The following is a 15,838-nucleotide window of genomic DNA, read 5'->3' as shown; positions in this document are numbered from 1 at the left end:
GGGAGAGGGCTGGGGTGAGGGGAATGGTGTCAAAGAGATCCACCGACCTCAATGCTCCGTACTACATCCATAATCGACTGGTTTTTTCAGGTCGATGTACAACGCCAGACACCTCGGTCGGCTCCCTCTCCCTCCGGGAGAGGGCTGGGGTGAGGGTTGCTTTTGACGTTCGCGTAGGTCTTGATGTCGGCAGCGCGTTCAGCCGGATGCTGATCAGCGACGATCATGTAAGGGAAACACCATGGCCAATCACTACCGCGAGCTGCTAACGACCCCTGGCGCCACGGGATTAGTGCTCGCGAGCTCCATCGCACGCTTGCCACAGGCAATGATCGGCATCGGCATCATCACCATGCTGGTTGAACAAACCGGGGTTTACTGGCTGGCCGGCGCAGTCGCCGGCACGTTCACTCTGGCCAATGCGCTGCTCGGCCCGCACATCTCTAGACTGGTCGATCAACATGGCCAAAGCCGCGTGCTGCCCGTTGTCACCGCGTTCAGCATTGCCATGTTGCTGGCCCTGATCCTCGCGGTTTACATGCGGGCACCGGCTGCACTGCTGTTTGTGCTGGCGGGACTGGCGGGAACGATGCCGAGCATGCCGTCGATGATCCGCGCGCGATGGACGCAGTTGTTCCGAGGCAAGCCGCAGCTGCACACGGCGTTCTCGCTGGACACGGTTCTCACCGAAATGGCCTACATCGTCGGTCCACCACTGGCGATCGGTTTGAGCGTGAGTTTTTTTGCCGAAGCCGGGCCGCTGGTCGCGGTCGGGCTGCTCGCCGTCGGGGTGACAGCGTTTCTCCTGCAACGCCAGACTGAACCCAAGGTTGTCGTGGGGCACGCCAGCCATAGCGGCTCAACCCTGCTGATCCCCGGCGTTCGCACCATTGTCCTCGCGCTGTTGGCGATGGGCGTCATTGGTGGAGCAATCGACGTCGCCGTCGTGGCCTTCGCCAATGCACAAGGCTGGCCAGCGTCGGCGACCTTCATCCTCGCTGCTTATGCGTTCGGCTCACTGGTGGCGGGCCTGACGTTCGGTGCGATGAGGGTTTCGCTGGCGATTGAAAAACAATTCCTGATCGGGATATTGGTCACGGCGTTCACCGGCGTGTTGCCGATTTTTGCAACGGACGTTTATGTCCTGTCGGCGACGCTGTTTATCGCCGGTATCTCGTTTGCGCCAACGATGGTCGTGGTCATGAAGCTGGGGACGATCATCATCCCGCCGTCGCGGATCACCGAAGGGCTGACGTGGATGACCACGGGTATCAGCATCGGCGTTGCGCTCGGTGGCATGCTGGCGGGATTGGTTATTGATGCCTGGGGCGCACGGGCAGGTTTCGGCGTGGCCATTGGTGCAGGGATCATGATGGTGGTGGTTGTGCTGGTCGGGTTGCGTACATTGGGGGCGGCTTCGGTTGCGCATGTTGAGCCGGAATTTTCGCCCTCACCCTAGCCCTCTCCCCCAGGAGAGGGGACTGAATGGTGATCTGGCTTAATGATTCTGGACACCCCTAAAGGGCGTTAATCTACGCCCAACGACGAGGTGTGATTTGACCAGACGCTATTTTTCGACAGATTTCAAACGGGACGCGGCTTGCCTGGTTTTGGATAAAGATTATTCGGTGAGCGAAGCCTGTGAAGCAATGGGTGTAGGCCCTACAGCTCTGCGCCGCTGGGTTGAGCAACTGCGTTCAGAGCGCAGCGGGAAGACACCTGAGAAGTCCAAGGCCATGACCGCTGACCAACAACGCATCCAGGAACTGGAAGCAACAATCCGACGGATTGAGCGCGAGAAGGAAATTTTAAAAAAGGCTACTGCTCTCTTGATGTCGGATTCCCTCGATCGGTAAGGCTGGTCGAGGAGTTAAGCGAGCAATATCCAAGATCCGAGTTGTGTGGCGTATTTGGTATCAACCGCAGCAGTTATTACGAGCGTCTGAAACGGCGGACAAAAGTGGATGTCGAGCGCGATCGACTCAAGATCAAGGCTGCCGAATTACATGAGCAAAGTCGCGGCTCAATGGGCGCGCGCAGCCTGGCAAAGGCGTTGTGTAACGAAAAGGAGTCGGTAGGTCGTTACATGGCTCGTAGCCTGATGCGCGAGATCGGATTGAAGAGCCAGCAACGGCGCAGGCATCGTTACAAACCTAGCGGCGCGGAGGCTCAATACGCCCCTAATCATTTGCAGCGTAAATTCAACGTTGAGGCGCCCAATCAAGTGTGGTGTGGCGACGTGACTTACATTTGGGCCGGTACTTATTGGGTTTATCTGGCTGCGGTACTAGACCTGTATGCCCGACGCATCGTCGGCTGGGCGATATCCAGAAGTCCCGATTCGGCTCTGACCTGTAAAGCGTTGAAGATGGCTTTCGAGTCGCGAGGACGCCCTGAAAACTTGATGTTCCATTCGGATCAGGGCTGTCATTACAGCAGCAAAATGTTCCGTGAAACGCTGTCGGAGATGCGGATAAAACAAAGCATGAGTCGACGAGGAAACTGCTGGGATAACGCCCCGATGGAGCGTTTCTTCGGCAGTTTGAAATCTGAATGGATACCCAAGGCTGGCTACCGAAACGAAGACGAGGCCAGTACCGATGTGTTGCGCTACCTGACCCACTATTACAATCGGATCAGGCTACACAGTTACAACGGCTATCGAACTCCCGTAGCCATGGAAGCCCTGGCGGCATGAAAAAGGGTAAAACCCTATAACCGTGTCCAGTATCGTTTGACCAGATCAATGGGAAGATGTTCACGACATACAGCGACCTGGTCGATTTGCGCCGAATCCATAATCAACTGGATCTTTCAGGTCGATGGATCTCTTCAGACACCTTGGTCGGCTCCCTCTCCTGGGGGAGAGGGCTGGGGTGAGGGGAAGGGGTTCACTCAACCTTCAATCTGCCGCAACCGTTTGTAGAGGGTGTTGCGGCTAACCCCCAACCGTCGCGCGAGATGCGAAATATTGCCCCCGGAAGCCTTCAACTCCCGGTTCAACGCCTCAACATCATTCAAATCCAGCCCCAACGGCGCCGCGCTCTCCACCGGCTCCATCTCCAGATCCACAAAAAAATCATCCGGCAAATGCTCCAGCCTCACCGGCTGCTCCTCAGCCATCGCCAACGCCACCTGCATCACGCTGCTGACTTGCCGTAAATTCCCCGGCCACGGATGACGACTGAACAGCTCCAGCACCTCCTGGCTCAACCCCGCCCACTGCGTCGGCTCACGATGCTGCTCCCACAGTCGTTTAAACAACGCCTCCTTGTCACTGCGCTCGCGCAATGGCGGCAGTTCCAGCGTCAGGCCACCAATGCGGTAATACAAATCCTCCCTAAACCGGCCTAATTGCACTTGCTCGCGCAACGAACGGTTAGTCGCCGAGATAATCCGCAAATCCACCGGGAACAACTCGCTGCTGCCCACCGGCTGCACGCAGCGCTCTTGCAGGACCCGCAATAACCGCGCCTGGGTCGGCAACGGCATATCACCGATTTCATCAAGGAACAACGTGCCTTTGTCTGCCTTGCGAATCAGCCCGATGCTGCCTTTCTGATTCGCGCCGGTGAACGCGCCTTTCTCGTAGCCGAATAACTCGGATTCCACCAGTTCGGCGGGGATCGCCGCGCAGTTGACGGCGATAAATGCCTGTTTGCTGCGCGAGCTGGCCTGATGCAGGGCTTTGACGAAGACTTCCTTGCCGACGCCGGTTTCGCCATGGATCAGCAGCGGAATGTCTTTCTCCAGTAACCGCTCCGCCTGACGCACGGCTTTTTCCACGCGGCTGTCACCGAAGTGCAGGGTGTTGAGACTGATGGCGGTGGACGCGGCAGTTTTGGCTTCAGCAGCAAAAACGCGCGGTTGAATCGACGCCTGTTTCGGCCGCTTCAACAAACACTGAAAGCGGTTACGCCCGGAGGTCTGCAAGGCAAACGGCATCCCGTTCGGCTGATTGATCAATTCCAGCAGCGACACCTTGAACAGGCTCTCAACGCTGACCCGCGACAAACGTACGCCTAGCAGATTGTCGGCGCGGCGATTGGCCGACAACACCTGACCGCTCTCATCAAAGATCAACAACCCGGCCCACTGACTGTCGAGGTTGTTCAACCCGGTGTTGAAGGTCAGTTGAAAATGTTGGCCATGGAACAGGTTGAGGATCAGTCGGTTCTCCACGGTCTGGCTCATCATCTTGACCATGCCCAGCGTGTGCGAGGGTGGCAGATAGCTGTCGCTGGACACGTCGAGCACCGCGATGACCTTGCGCTCGGCGTCGAAAATCGGTGCGGCGGAACCGGTCATGAAGCGGTTGGCTTTCAGAAAATGTTCATCGTGTTCGATATGCACCGCCTGCTCGCAGGCCAGCGCCGTGCCGATCGCGTTGGTGCCGCTGGTGCGCTCCACCCAACTCGCACCGGCCTGAAAGCCGCGCGCCAGATTCGGCTCGATAAAGCGCTGCGTGCCCCACGAGGTCAGGACCTGGCCCTGATTGTCGGCGAGCATGATCAGGCAGTTGGAGTTGCTGAGGATGTTTTCGTAATAGGGCAGGACTTCCTGGTGCGTGGTCTGCACCAGCGAGTGATGGCTGTCGAGCAGATGGGCGATCCCGGCGGCGGGCAGTTGATCGAAGGCCGGCGTGCTTTGGTGGTCGAGACCGAATGCGCGGCAACGTTGCCAGGAACTCTGGACGATCGCGTCGTGGGACAGCGGCGGGGCAGGTGCGGCCATGGCAGTGGGCCTCTGATGCAGCATTTTATTATTGTTATGCGATCCCCTGTAGGAGCTGCCGCAGGCTGCGATCTTTTGATCCTGTTTTTTGACAATCAAGATCTAAAGATCGCAGCCTGCGGCAGCTCCTACAGGGGGATCGGTTCGCAAAAAGCGTTCATAGAGTGTTGTTCACTATTGTTCATTGTCAATCGCCCAACTGTTCAAATGTGTTCAGCAATGAACGCCCAATCGCCGCGCTTTCAACGATTTTCACGACAAATCAACCACTTGCCATTTTTGGCACGAAACTCGCTCCCGTGCACAGGTCGCTTGACTCCAATAATAAAAAGGCCGAGCCATGTCACTCACCCTGGAGCACGTCAGCCGCACCGTCGAGGGCCAGACCTGGATCGACGATGCGTGCCTGAAATTCGAACCCGGTTCGTTCAACGTTTTGCTCGGCCGCACGCTGTCCGGCAAAACCAGCCTCATGCGTTTAATGGCCGGGCTCGATAAGCCCGACAGCGGCCGCATCCTGATGAACGGCGTCGACGTCACCCAGCGCCCGGTGCGCCTGCGCAACGTGTCGATGGTCTATCAGCAGTTCATCAATTACCCGACCATGACCGTGTTCGAGAACATCGCCTCGCCGTTGCGTCAGGCCGGAGTTTCGAAAGAGATCATCCACAGCAAAGTGCAGGAAACCGCGAAGATGCTGCGCATCGAGAAGTTTCTGCAGCGCTATCCGCTGGAACTCTCCGGCGGCCAACAGCAGCGCACGGCCATGGCCCGCGCGCTGGTCAAGGACGCCGAGCTGATTCTGTTCGATGAGCCGCTGGTCAACCTCGACTACAAACTGCGTGAAGAGCTGCGTCAGGAAATGCGCGAGCTGTTCAAGGCGCGCCACACCATCGCCATCTACGCCACCACCGAACCCAACGAAGCGCTGGCACTCGGCGGCACCACGACGATTCTTCACGAAGGCCGGGTGATTCAGAGCGGCCCGTCCACTTCGGTCTATCACCAGCCGCAAACCGTGCTCGCCGCCGAATTGTTCTCCGAACCGCCGATCAACCTGATGCCCGGGCGCATTGCCGGTAACGAAGTGAGTTTTGCCAACTTCGTACACTTCCCGTTGAACGTCGATCTGCGCCCGGTGGGCGAGGGCGAATTCCGTTTCGGCGTACGCCCCAGCCATATCTCGCTGGTGCCGAGCAACGATGACGACCTCGAACTGGCGGTCACCGTCGAAGTCGCCGAGATCAGTGGTTCGGAAACCTTCCTGCATGTGCGCAACGAGCATTTCCTGCTGGTGCTGCACCTGCCCGGCGTTCACGAATACGACGTCGATGCGCCGATCCGCATTTACATCCCGACCCACAAACTGTTCGTTTTCGATGCGCAGGGCCGTCTGGTGCAGGCACCGGGCCGGCGTGTCGCGAGGGTTGCCTGATGGCCGAAATCCGTTTGCAGCACCTCGCCCACAGCTACAGCAAAACCCCGAGCGGCGCCGAGGATTACGCGATCCGCGAGATGGATCACGTCTGGGAGCAGGGCGGCGCTTACGCTTTGCTTGGGCCATCGGGTTGCGGCAAGTCGACCTTGCTCAACATCATTTCCGGCCTGCTCAGCCCTTCGCAGGGTCATGTGTTGTTCGACGGCAAAGCGGTCAATGACCTGACGCCGGAGAAGCGCAACATCGCCCAGGTTTTCCAGTTTCCGGTGGTCTACGACACCATGACCGTGTTCGACAACCTGGCTTTCCCCCTGCGCAATCAGGGCATGGCCGAGGCGAAAGTGCACAGCAAGGTGCAGGAAATTGCCGAAGTCCTCGACCTGCAAAAGCTCCTGAGCAAGAAGGCGCGCAATCTCACCGCCGACGAAAAACAGAAAGTCTCCATGGGCCGTGGTCTGGTCCGTGACGACGTTTCCGCAATCCTGTTCGACGAGCCGCTGACGGTGATCGACCCGCACCTGAAGTGGAAACTGCGGCGCAAGCTCAAGCAGATCCACGAGCAGTTCAACATCACCATGGTCTATGTCACCCACGATCAACTCGAGGCCTCGACCTTCGCCGACAAGATCGCGGTGATGTACGGCGGCCAGATCGTCCAGTTCGGCACGCCACGGGAATTGTTCGAGCGGCCGAGCCACACCTTTGTCGGCTATTTCATCGGCAGCCCGGGGATGAACCTGATCGAGGTGCAGCCGCAGCCCGGCGGCGTCGGTTTCGCCTCGACGCACCTGCCGTTGTCCGACGCCATGCAACGCCATATCGAGCACGGTCAGTGGAAAAATCTGAAGGTCGGCATCCGCCCGGAGTTTATTCACGTGTGGGACGAGCCGTTTGATGACGCGATGCAGGCCAGGGTCGTACACGTCGAAGACCTCGGCACCTACAAGATCATGACCCTCGACCTCGACGGCGCGCCGCTGAAAGTGCGGCTGGCCGAAGACAAGCCAGTACCGCAGGGCACCGCGTACATCAGTTTCCCGGCGCAGTGGCTGATGGTCTATGCCGATGAATTTCTGCTTGAAGCCGACGAGGTGCAGCCATGAACAAGGTGCAGAACAACAAGGCCTGGTGGCTGGTGTTGCCGGTGTTCCTGCTGGTGGCGTTCAGTGCGGTGATCCCGATGATGACCGTGGTCAACTACTCGGTGCAGGACATCTTCGACCAGTCCAGCCGCTACTTCGTGGGCGCCGACTGGTACAAGCAAGTGCTGCTCGATCCGCGCCTGCATGACTCGTTGCTGCGCCAGTTCATCTACTCGGCGTGTGTGTTGCTGATCGAAATTCCGTTGGGCATTGCCGTCGCGCTGACCATGCCGACCAAGGGTCGCTGGTCGTCAGTGGTGCTGATCATTCTGGCGATCCCGTTGCTGATCCCGTGGAACGTGGTCGGTACCATCTGGCAGATTTTCGGCCGGGCGGACATTGGTTTGCTGGGGTCGAGCCTCAACGCCATGGGCATCAGTTACAACTATGCGGCCAACACCATGGACGCCTGGGTGACGGTGCTGGTGATGGACGTCTGGCATTGGACTTCGCTGGTGGCGCTGCTGTGTTTCTCCGGTTTGCGCGCGATTCCTGATGTGTATTACCAGGCCGCGCGTATCGACCGGGCCTCGGCCTGGGCGGTGTTCAGGCACATTCAGTTGCCCAAGTTGAAAAGCGTGCTGCTGATCGCGGTGATGCTGCGCTTCATGGACAGTTTCATGATCTACACCGAGCCATTTGTGCTCACCGGCGGCGGGCCGGGTAACGCCACGACCTTCCTGAGTCAGACGTTGACCCAAATGGCCGTAGGGCAATTCGACCTCGGTCCGGCAGCGGCGTTTTCGCTGGTGTACTTCCTGATCATCCTGTTGGTGTCCTGGCTGTTCTACACCGCCATGACGCACTCCGACGCCAACCGCTGAGGCCCGGCCATGAGCAAGAGAAAGCTTATTCCGTTGCTGGTGTACATCCTGTTTCTGCTGGTGCCGATCTACTGGCTGCTGAACATGTCGTTCAAGAGCAACACCGAAATCCTCGGCGGCCTGACACTTTTCCCACAGGCGTTCACGCTGGCGAACTACAAAGTGATCTTCACCGATCCGAGCTGGTACACCGGTTATCTCAATTCGCTGTATTACGTCAGCCTCAACACCGTGATCTCGCTGAGCGTGGCGTTGCCGGCGGCGTATGCGTTTTCGCGCTACCGTTTTCTCGGCGACAAGCACTTGTTCTTCTGGCTGCTGACCAATCGCATGGCGCCACCGGCGGTGTTTTTGCTGCCATTCTTCCAGTTGTATTCGTCGATCGGTCTGTTCGATACGCACATCGCCGTGGCCTTGGCGCACTGTCTGTTCAACGTGCCGTTAGCGGTGTGGATTCTTGAGGGCTTCATGTCCGGTGTGCCGAAAGAAATCGACGAAACCGCCTACATTGACGGCTACAGTTTTCCCAAGTTTTTCGTGAAGATTTTCATCCCGTTGATCGGTTCCGGCATCGGTGTGACGGCTTTTTTCTGCTTCATGTTTTCCTGGGTCGAACTGCTGCTCGCGCGCACGTTGACCTCGGTAAACGCCAAGCCGATTGCGGCGGTGATGACGCGTACGGTTTCAGCATCGGGTATCGATTGGGGCGTGCTGGCAGCGGCGGGGGTGTTGACCATTCTGCCGGGCATGCTGGTGATCTGGTTTGTTCGCAACCACGTGGCCAAGGGCTTTGCCCTCGGTCGGGTCTGAGGGGCTGATGATGGAATGGATGAGTTGGACCACGCCTACCGCAGCTTTCTTCATCGTCATCGGCCTGATTCTGGTCGGCATGACGACGTGGGAATTGCGCTCGCCGAGCATCCTGCGGCGAGGTTTTCTGCCGATTGCCACCACCCGTGGCGATCGCTTGTTTATCGGTCTTCTCGGCAGCGCCTACCTGCATTTGCTGGTGATCGGCGCCACCGACTGGAGCATCTGGGTGGCGTCCGCGTTGTCCCTGGTGTGGCTGTTGGCTGTGATGCGTTGGGGCTAGTCGAGTCGTTCGGCAATGCGGCTCCACAACTTAAACAGGAGGTCTCTATGTTCGACAAAAACAATAAGCTGCGACATAGCATTTCATTGGCAGCCATGCTGGCACTCAGCGGTTTGAGCGCATCCGCCTGGGCCGATGCCTACGAGGACGCGGCGAAAAAATGGATCGGCAGTGAATTCAAGCCGTCGACCCTGACGGCCGAGCAGCAACTCGAAGAACTGAAGTGGTTCATCAAGGCCGCCGAGCCGTTTCGCGGCATGGACATCAAGGTCGTTTCCGAGACCCTGACCACCCACGAATACGAGTCGAAAGTGCTCGCCAAGGCGTTCAGCGAAATCACCGGGATCAAACTCACCCACGACCTGCTGCAAGAAGGCGACGTGGTGGAAAAAATGCAGACGGTGATGCAGTCCGACAAGAATATCTATGACGGCTGGGTCAACGACTCGGACCTGATCGGTACGCACTTTCGCTACGGCAAGACCGAATCGATCACCGACCTGATGGCCAACGAAGGCAAGAATTTCACCTCGCCGACCCTCGACATCAAGGACTTCATCGGTATCTCGTTCACTACCGCGCCGGACGGCAAGATCTATCAACTGCCCGACCAGCAATTCGCCAACCTGTACTGGTTCCGTGCTGACTGGTTTGAACGCGCTGATCTGAAAGCCAAGTTTAAAGAAAAGTACGGCTACGAATTGGGCGTGCCGGTGAACTGGTCGGCCTATGAAGACATCGCCAAATTCTTCAGTGAAGACGTCAAGGAAATCGACGGCAAACGCGTTTACGGGCACATGGACTACGGCAAGAAAGATCCGTCGCTGGGCTGGCGTTTCACCGATGCCTGGTTCTCCATGGCCGGCGGCGGCGACAAAGGTATTCCCAACGGTTTGCCGGTGGACGAGTGGGGGATTCGCGTCGAGGACTGTCACCCGGTCGGTTCCAGCGTGACCCGTGGCGGCGACACCAACGGCCCGGCGGCAGTGTTCGCCACCACCAAGTATGTCGACTGGCTGAAGAAGTACGCGCCACCGGAAGCGGCGGGCATGACTTTCTCCGAGTCCGGCCCGGTGCCGTCGCAGGGCAATATCGCTCAGCAGATTTTCTGGTACACCGCGTTCACCGCCGACATGACCAAACCGGGCCTGCCGGTGGTCAACGCCGACGGCACGCCGAAATGGCGGATGGCGCCATCGCCGCGCGGGCCGTATTGGGAGGAGGGCATGAAGCTTGGTTATCAGGACGTGGGTTCGTGGACGTTCATGAAATCCACGCCTGAGAAACAGAAACTGGCAGCGTGGTTGTACGCGCAGTTCGTCACCTCGAAAACCGTATCGCTGAAGAAAACCATCGTCGGCCTGACGCCGATTCGCGAGTCGGACATCAACTCGCAGGCGATGACCGATCTGGCGCCGAAACTCGGTGGTCTGGTCGAGTTCTACCGCAGCCCGGCCCGCGTGCAATGGACCCCGACCGGGACCAACGTGCCGGATTATCCGCGTCTGGCGCAACTGTGGTGGAGCCACATCGCCGAAGCGGCCAGTGGCGAGAAAACCCCGCAACAGGCGCTCGATGGTTTGGCCAAGGATCAGGACGCGATCATGACGCGCCTCGAACGCTCCAAGGCCCAGGCCGTTTGTGCACCGAAGATGAATCCGGAACGCGATGCCCAGTACTGGTTTGATCAGCCAGGCGCACCGAAACCGAAACTGGCCAACGAGAAGCCGAAAGGCGAGACCGTGAGCTACAACGAACTGCTGAAATCGTGGGCGGATGCGCGTAAGTAAACGCTGAAATGTGAAAGGCAAACGGCACCGGAAGGTGCCGTTTTCTTTGCTGTCTGATCTACCGTATTCGCGAGCAGGCTCACTCCCACATTGGATCTGTATCGTTCATAGGTTCCGATCACAATCGAGATTACTGTGGGAGCGAGCTTGCTCGCGAATACGGTCTGCCATTCAGCATGGATAATGACTGACACGCCGCCATCGCTTGCAGGCAAGCAATCCCACAGATTGCAGTGGTGTTCACAAAACTCAAAAACACCCTGCCCACTGCAGCAGCTACTAAAGGGCATCGGTCAATGCCAGCTTCATGCTTGAATTTCTTCAAAGGTATCAAGCATGGCGTCAGGCAATGGCGAATCAAAATCTTCAGGCAGCACCAGCTTGCCTTTCATAGCGCCAATTCGTGGTGTGCCGGTTTTTTCTGTGTAAGCGAGAAGGCGCTGCGCCCGACCTTGGACTGCCAGAGTCTCGATTTCTGCAACCAACTCACAAAACATGTCTCCGCTCATAGTGCCCCCATCGTTCTTCTACCTGCAAAGACCTTCACCATAGAACTACCCACTCAAGGCTGGCTGTAGGACGAAACGGATGTTAGGGCGGGAGCTTTCGGAGTTTGTGCGGAGACGAGAGCGTATCGGTAAGAAATCGTACAAAACTCCCGATTCCCATTCTGACATTCAACATGGATATCGCCTGATCCGACGCTTTCGCGAGCAAGCTCGCTCCCACAGGTTTTGGCGGCGTCCACACATTTTGTGGATGACTACTGTCCCTGTGGGAGCGAGCTTGCTCGCGAAGGCTGAGTATCAGGCAGTGCAGATGTTGAAGAACCCACCGCCATTGCGAGCAGACGAAGGCCTACAGATTTCAGTGGTGCGCACAAAACCTGAGTACCCCGCAAATCACTGTGGGATCTTGCCTGCAAGCGAAGGGGGCGTTGGCGGCACCGAAGGAAACCCGAGCCGGAACACGGTCATCGCCCCCGGCAAGCTCTTAACCTCCGCCACCCCCTGATGCAGGCTCATGATCGAGCGCACGATCGCCAGGCCCAACCCGGTGCTGCCCTGCGAGCGTGAGCGGCTGGTGTCGACGCGGTAGAAACGGTCGAACAGGTGTGGCAGATGTTGCGCCTCAATGCCGACGCCGGGGTTGCTGACCAGCAGGGATGTTTGTGTCGCGCATTGCTCAATCAGCAGCGTCACGGTTTTCCCGTTCGGGCAATGACGCAACGCGTTGGACAGCAGATTGGAAATCGCCCGCTGAATCATCAGCCGATCGCCCATCACCGTCGCACTGCCAACGACATTCAAATGAATGTTCTTATCCTGCGCCGACAACGAGAACATCTCGGCCACCTTCGCCACTTCAACCTCCAGCGCCACCGATTCAAACGGCGCCAGCGCTGACGGATGACTGACCTGCGCCAGAAACAACATGTCGGAAACGATCCGCGCCACGCGCTCCAGTTCCTCGGTGCATGACACCAGCACATCCTTGTACTCATCGACACTGCGTTCGCGCGAAAGGGTCACCTGCGCCTTGCCCATCAGGTTGTTGATCGGCGTGCGCAGCTCATGCGCCAGGTCATCGGAGAACTGCGACAACTGCTGCACCCCCGCATCCAGCCGATGCAGCATGAAGTTGATGCCTTGCGCCAGTTCGCTCAATTCCTGCGGCATGTTCACCGCCGACAGCCGATGCTCGAGGTCCTGGGTCGAGACCATCGCTGCCACTTTGCGAAACTCGCGCAGCGGCGCCAACCCGCGTTGCACCGCGCCCCACGCGGTCAGGCCGATGAACACCAGCAGCAACGGCAAGGCCATCAGCGTCGAGCGTAGATAAGCGCTGAGCAAGGCCTGATCGTGTGCGTTGTCCATCGACAGCAGAACCGGCACGCTGTTGCCATCCTTGAGGCGAATCAGCTTGGAAACCGTGAGGAATTTCGCCCCTTCAGCATCGATGTTCTCGGAGTAAGCCAGTTGCTCGGTGGTCGCTCGTACGGCTTTCAATTCAACCCGTGGATCGCTCAAGCCGCTGCCGGATTTGAGCAACGGTGAACGCAAACTCAAGCGGTCATAGATCGTCAACGTCAGGTTGTCATGCCCCATCACTTGATCGAGCAACATGTGCGGTTTACCGGTGATTTCATTGGCGTCGGCGTACAGCGACAGGCTGTGTTCGACCTGCGCCATCTTCTTCTCAAGACTGTCGCGGGACAGCGCATTGAGTTCATGAGTCAACGCGAAGTAGGCAAGGATCGCCAGAAACACCACCAACAGCGCGCCAAGAATACTCACCGTCAAACCGAGGCGCATCGACAGGCTCGCTGGCTTCATTCGCGCGCCTCCAGCACATAACCGACACCGCGCAGGGTGTGGATCAACTTGCTGTCGAACGGGTCGTCGATCTTCGCCCGCAAGCGGCGGATCGACACTTCGACCACGTTGGTGTCGCAATCGAAATTCATGTCCCACACCAGCGAGATAATTTGTGTGCGCGTCAGCACTTCGCCGGACTGGCGCATCAGCAGATGCAGCAGGGCGAATTCCTTGGTGGTCAGGTCGATACGCTGTGGCCCGCGAAACGCGCGATGGCGGCCCGGATCGAGTTCCAGGTCAGCGACTTTCAGCACCTGCGGCACCGGGATGTTTTCGCTGCGACGCATCAACGTGCGCACCCGCGCCAGCAGTTCGGGAAACTCGAATGGCTTGACCAGATAATCGTCGGCGCCCAGATCGAGGCCGCGAATCTTGTCGGCCAGACGCCCGCGCGCGGTGAGCATCATCACCCGCGTGGAGTGAGTGCGACGCAGTTGTTCCAGCACGCCCCAGCCATCCAGTTCCGGCAGGTTCACGTCGAGAATAATCAGGTCATACGCTTGTTGTTGCGCCAGATGCAGGCCATCGGCACCAGTGGCGGCGTGGTCAACGACATAACCACTTTCGGTCAGACCCTGATGCAAGTATTCGGCAGCTTTAAGCTCGTCCTCGACGACAAGGATTCGCATGATCTTTCACCACTTTTATTTAATGGGTATTTAATTAAGAAGGCCCCTCACCCTAGCCCTCTCCCGGAGGGAGAGGGGACTGAATGCGGGATATTTCAGAACTACGCCGACGTGAAAAGTCTTTACTGAATCCTTAATCGGCTAGATGTAACAGGTCGATGGAAAGTGTCAGACACCTCGGTCGGCCCCCTCTCCCTCCGGGAGAGGGCTGCGGTGAGGGGAGTGCGGACAATAAAGGTTGAAGTGGCTACAGGGTCAACCGCCACGCGCTTTAATACAGTGCTCTGCGACAGCCTGTCGCATTAAGAACGTCAGGATTCTCATGGCTTTGATTCCGGCAAGTGCTGTTCAGCGGATAACTACGGAGTATTTGTTTCGATGCATTACGGAAATGCCCTTTGCACTTCGCATCCTAGAACAAAACAACTTCGGCAAACCGTGGATAACGGATTTGTAATGTTCCAGTCACCTTGTCGATAAGTTCAAAACCCTACCGTGGCGGCATTGAAGATTCTTGAATAAAGGAAGTCTGCCTTTGCCCGGTTTAATTGAACTGACGGCGCGATCACGCCTGAAAAAAACAGTCAGCGGCATCCTGTTGTTGGCCTGTAGCAGCCTCGCAAACGCCGCGACGCTAACGCTGGATCAAGCCCTGCAAACTGCCGTCGCCGGCAACCCGGAACTGGCCGCCGCGCAATGGGAAATCGGCATCGCCGAAGGTGACCGCCAACAGGCCGGGCTGATCCCCAACCCCGAAGTGTCGTGGGAGGCCGAAGACACTCGCCGCGAGTCGCGCACCACCACGGTGATGCTCAGTCAGCCAATTGAACTGGGCGGCAAGCGTGGTGCGCGCATTGATGTCGCCAGCCGCGCGCAGGACGCTGCCGGGATTGAACTTGAGCGCAAGCGCAATGCCTTGCGTGCCGATGTGATTCAGGCATTCAACAGCGCGCAAACCGCGCAGCAACGTTTGCAGCTGTCACGCCAGTCGCTGCAACTGGCCGAGCACGGTGTACGCGTGGCGCAGGGGCGCATCGAGGCGGGTAAGTCGTCGCCGGTCGAAGGCACGCGGGCGCAAGTGCAGCTCTCGGAAGTGCGCCTTGAATTGAGCCGGGCAGAGCGCGATCAGGCCACCGCCTACCAACAATTGGCGCAAGTCATGGGCGCGCCGTTGCCGACGTCGACCAAGGTGCAGGCACCCACGCAAAGTATGCCGGCCGTTCCTCCACCGACAAGATTGCTCGAGCGCTTGAACGAGACCGCCGAGCTGCGTCTGGCCAGGTTGCAGATCGATCAGCGCGAAGCGTCACTGGGCCTGGAGAAGTCCCAGCGCATTCCCGATCTCACCGTGAGCATCGGCAGCCAATACAGCGAAACCGAGCGCGAACGGGTCAACGTGGTCGGACTGTCGATGCCGATTCCGCTGTTCAACCGCAATCAGGGCAACGTCCTCGCGGCGGCACGCCGCACCGATCAGGCGCGGGATCTGCGCAACGCCACCGAGCTGCGATTGCGCACGGAAATCCAGACCAGCCTTGAGCAATGGCAGACCGCCAATGGCGAAGTCACAGCGTTCAACCAGACCATCCTGCCCGCCGCGCAAAGTGCGGTCGACAGTGCCACGCGTGGTTTCGAAATGGGCAAGTTCGGCTTCCTCGATGTACTCGACGCCCAACGCACGCTGATCGCCGCGCGCAGCCAGTACATCCAGGCCGTCAGCGAGGCGACAGACGCCCGCGTACGCATCGAACGGATCTTCGGCGAGCTCGCCGTCAGCCCTTGAATTTCACCTTTCACATCACTGCGCGCA

At 58.4% G+C, this 15,838-nt stretch carries 13 protein-coding genes; 9 read left to right on the top strand and 4 right to left on the bottom strand.

Annotated features, from left to right (window positions below):
* Positions 1-241: 241 nt before the first annotated feature.
* Both ACZZ0G_RS00875 and ACZZ0G_RS00870 read left to right on the top strand, forming a co-directional pair.
* Positions 242-1,459, top strand: coding sequence for an MFS transporter (locus tag ACZZ0G_RS00875; protein ID WP_463554966.1), 1,218 nt, complete (start codon positions 242-244; stop codon positions 1,457-1,459).
* Between the two features lie 97 nt (positions 1,460-1,556).
* Positions 1,557-2,698, top strand: a protein-coding gene (locus ACZZ0G_RS00870) for an IS3 family transposase (RefSeq protein ID WP_463554965.1) whose coding sequence is annotated in 2 segments (ribosomal slippage) — positions 1,557-1,809 and positions 1,809-2,698 — 1,143 coding nt in all. Because the reading frame shifts where the segments join, the coding sequence is not laid out codon by codon here.
* 197 nt (positions 2,699-2,895) lie between these two features.
* Here the strand turns inward: ACZZ0G_RS00870 and ACZZ0G_RS00865 are convergent.
* Positions 2,896-4,734, bottom strand: a complete 1,839-nt coding sequence (locus ACZZ0G_RS00865; protein WP_463554964.1) for a sigma-54-dependent Fis family transcriptional regulator — start codon at positions 4,732-4,734, stop codon at positions 2,896-2,898.
* 340 nt (positions 4,735-5,074) lie between these two features.
* On the opposite strand from ACZZ0G_RS00865, the gene ACZZ0G_RS00860 reads away from it, so the two are divergent.
* The 6 genes from ACZZ0G_RS00860 to ACZZ0G_RS00835 are packed head-to-tail and all read left to right on the top strand — an operon-like array spanning position 5,075 to position 11,021.
* Positions 5,075-6,169 (top strand): ABC transporter ATP-binding protein, encoded by a 1,095-nt coding sequence (locus ACZZ0G_RS00860; RefSeq protein ID WP_007912480.1) that lies wholly within the window; start codon positions 5,075-5,077, stop codon positions 6,167-6,169.
* On the top strand, positions 6,169-7,275 hold the full coding sequence (locus ACZZ0G_RS00855; RefSeq protein WP_463554963.1) for an ABC transporter ATP-binding protein: 1,107 nt from the start codon (positions 6,169-6,171) through the stop codon (positions 7,273-7,275). Before ACZZ0G_RS00860 ends, ACZZ0G_RS00855 begins: the two co-directional genes overlap by 1 nt.
* Positions 7,272-8,138 carry a carbohydrate ABC transporter permease gene (locus tag ACZZ0G_RS00850; RefSeq protein WP_007912484.1) on the top strand — a complete coding sequence of 289 codons (867 nt, stop codon included), beginning with the start codon at positions 7,272-7,274 and terminating at the stop codon, positions 8,136-8,138. The genes ACZZ0G_RS00855 and ACZZ0G_RS00850 overlap by 4 nt, the downstream gene beginning before the upstream one ends.
* 9 nt (positions 8,139-8,147) lie before the next feature.
* Positions 8,148-8,948: a carbohydrate ABC transporter permease gene (locus tag ACZZ0G_RS00845; RefSeq protein WP_090284391.1), complete on the top strand. Its 801-nt coding sequence runs from the start codon at positions 8,148-8,150 to the stop codon at positions 8,946-8,948.
* 10 nt (positions 8,949-8,958) lie between these two features.
* The gene (locus ACZZ0G_RS00840) at positions 8,959-9,231 is read left to right on the top strand and encodes a DUF2160 domain-containing protein (protein ID WP_007912485.1); all 273 of its coding nucleotides are present in this window, start codon (positions 8,959-8,961) and stop codon (positions 9,229-9,231) included.
* Between the two features lie 47 nt (positions 9,232-9,278).
* Positions 9,279-11,021 (top strand): ABC transporter substrate-binding protein, encoded by a 1,743-nt coding sequence (locus ACZZ0G_RS00835; RefSeq protein WP_064389298.1) that lies wholly within the window; start codon positions 9,279-9,281, stop codon positions 11,019-11,021.
* A 305-nt stretch (positions 11,022-11,326) separates the two neighbouring features.
* Here the strand turns inward: ACZZ0G_RS00835 and ACZZ0G_RS00830 are convergent, their stop codons facing one another.
* The 3 genes from ACZZ0G_RS00830 to ACZZ0G_RS00820 all read right to left on the bottom strand — a co-directional run bounded on the left by ACZZ0G_RS00830 (position 11,327) and on the right by ACZZ0G_RS00820 (position 14,028).
* Positions 11,327-11,530 (bottom strand): hypothetical protein, encoded by a 204-nt coding sequence (locus ACZZ0G_RS00830; protein ID WP_463554962.1) that lies wholly within the window; start codon positions 11,528-11,530, stop codon positions 11,327-11,329.
* 393 nt (positions 11,531-11,923) lie between these two features.
* Complete coding sequence (locus ACZZ0G_RS00825; RefSeq protein ID WP_463554961.1) at positions 11,924-13,357, bottom strand: heavy metal sensor histidine kinase; 1,434 nt, start codon at positions 13,355-13,357, stop codon at positions 11,924-11,926.
* Complete coding sequence (locus tag ACZZ0G_RS00820) at positions 13,354-14,028, bottom strand: heavy metal response regulator transcription factor (RefSeq protein WP_463554960.1); 675 nt, start codon at positions 14,026-14,028, stop codon at positions 13,354-13,356. Before ACZZ0G_RS00820 ends, ACZZ0G_RS00825 begins: the two co-directional genes overlap by 4 nt.
* A gap of 535 nt (positions 14,029-14,563) precedes the next feature.
* On the opposite strand from ACZZ0G_RS00820, the gene ACZZ0G_RS00815 reads away from it, so the two are divergent.
* The gene (locus tag ACZZ0G_RS00815) at positions 14,564-15,811 is read left to right on the top strand and encodes a TolC family protein (RefSeq protein ID WP_463554959.1); all 1,248 of its coding nucleotides are present in this window, start codon (positions 14,564-14,566) and stop codon (positions 15,809-15,811) included.
* Positions 15,812-15,838 lie beyond the last annotated feature (27 nt).

Source organism: Pseudomonas sp. AC169 (assembly GCF_979258515.1).
Note: the sequence above shows the minus strand (reverse complement) of the source record. Positions and strands in the feature narration are given on the sequence as shown.

Excerpts from the sequence above, each read along its gene's own strand:
- ACZZ0G_RS00875 (WP_463554966.1), top strand. The coding sequence starts at position 242 with ATGGCCAATCACTACCGCGAGCTGCTAACGACCCCTGGCGCCACGGGA.
- ACZZ0G_RS00865 (WP_463554964.1), bottom strand. The coding sequence starts at position 4,734 with ATGGCCGCACCTGCCCCGCCGCTGTCCCACGACGCGATCGTCCAGAGT.
- ACZZ0G_RS00860 (WP_007912480.1), top strand. The coding sequence starts at position 5,075 with ATGTCACTCACCCTGGAGCACGTCAGCCGCACCGTCGAGGGCCAGACC.
- ACZZ0G_RS00855 (WP_463554963.1), top strand. The coding sequence starts at position 6,169 with ATGGCCGAAATCCGTTTGCAGCACCTCGCCCACAGCTACAGCAAAACC.
- ACZZ0G_RS00850 (WP_007912484.1), top strand. The coding sequence starts at position 7,272 with ATGAACAAGGTGCAGAACAACAAGGCCTGGTGGCTGGTGTTGCCGGTG.
- ACZZ0G_RS00845 (WP_090284391.1), top strand. The coding sequence starts at position 8,148 with ATGAGCAAGAGAAAGCTTATTCCGTTGCTGGTGTACATCCTGTTTCTG.
- ACZZ0G_RS00840 (WP_007912485.1), top strand. The coding sequence starts at position 8,959 with ATGGAATGGATGAGTTGGACCACGCCTACCGCAGCTTTCTTCATCGTC.
- ACZZ0G_RS00835 (WP_064389298.1), top strand. The coding sequence starts at position 9,279 with ATGTTCGACAAAAACAATAAGCTGCGACATAGCATTTCATTGGCAGCC.
- ACZZ0G_RS00830 (WP_463554962.1), bottom strand. The coding sequence starts at position 11,530 with ATGAGCGGAGACATGTTTTGTGAGTTGGTTGCAGAAATCGAGACTCTG.
- ACZZ0G_RS00825 (WP_463554961.1), bottom strand. The coding sequence starts at position 13,357 with ATGAAGCCAGCGAGCCTGTCGATGCGCCTCGGTTTGACGGTGAGTATT.
- ACZZ0G_RS00820 (WP_463554960.1), bottom strand. The coding sequence starts at position 14,028 with ATGCGAATCCTTGTCGTCGAGGACGAGCTTAAAGCTGCCGAATACTTG.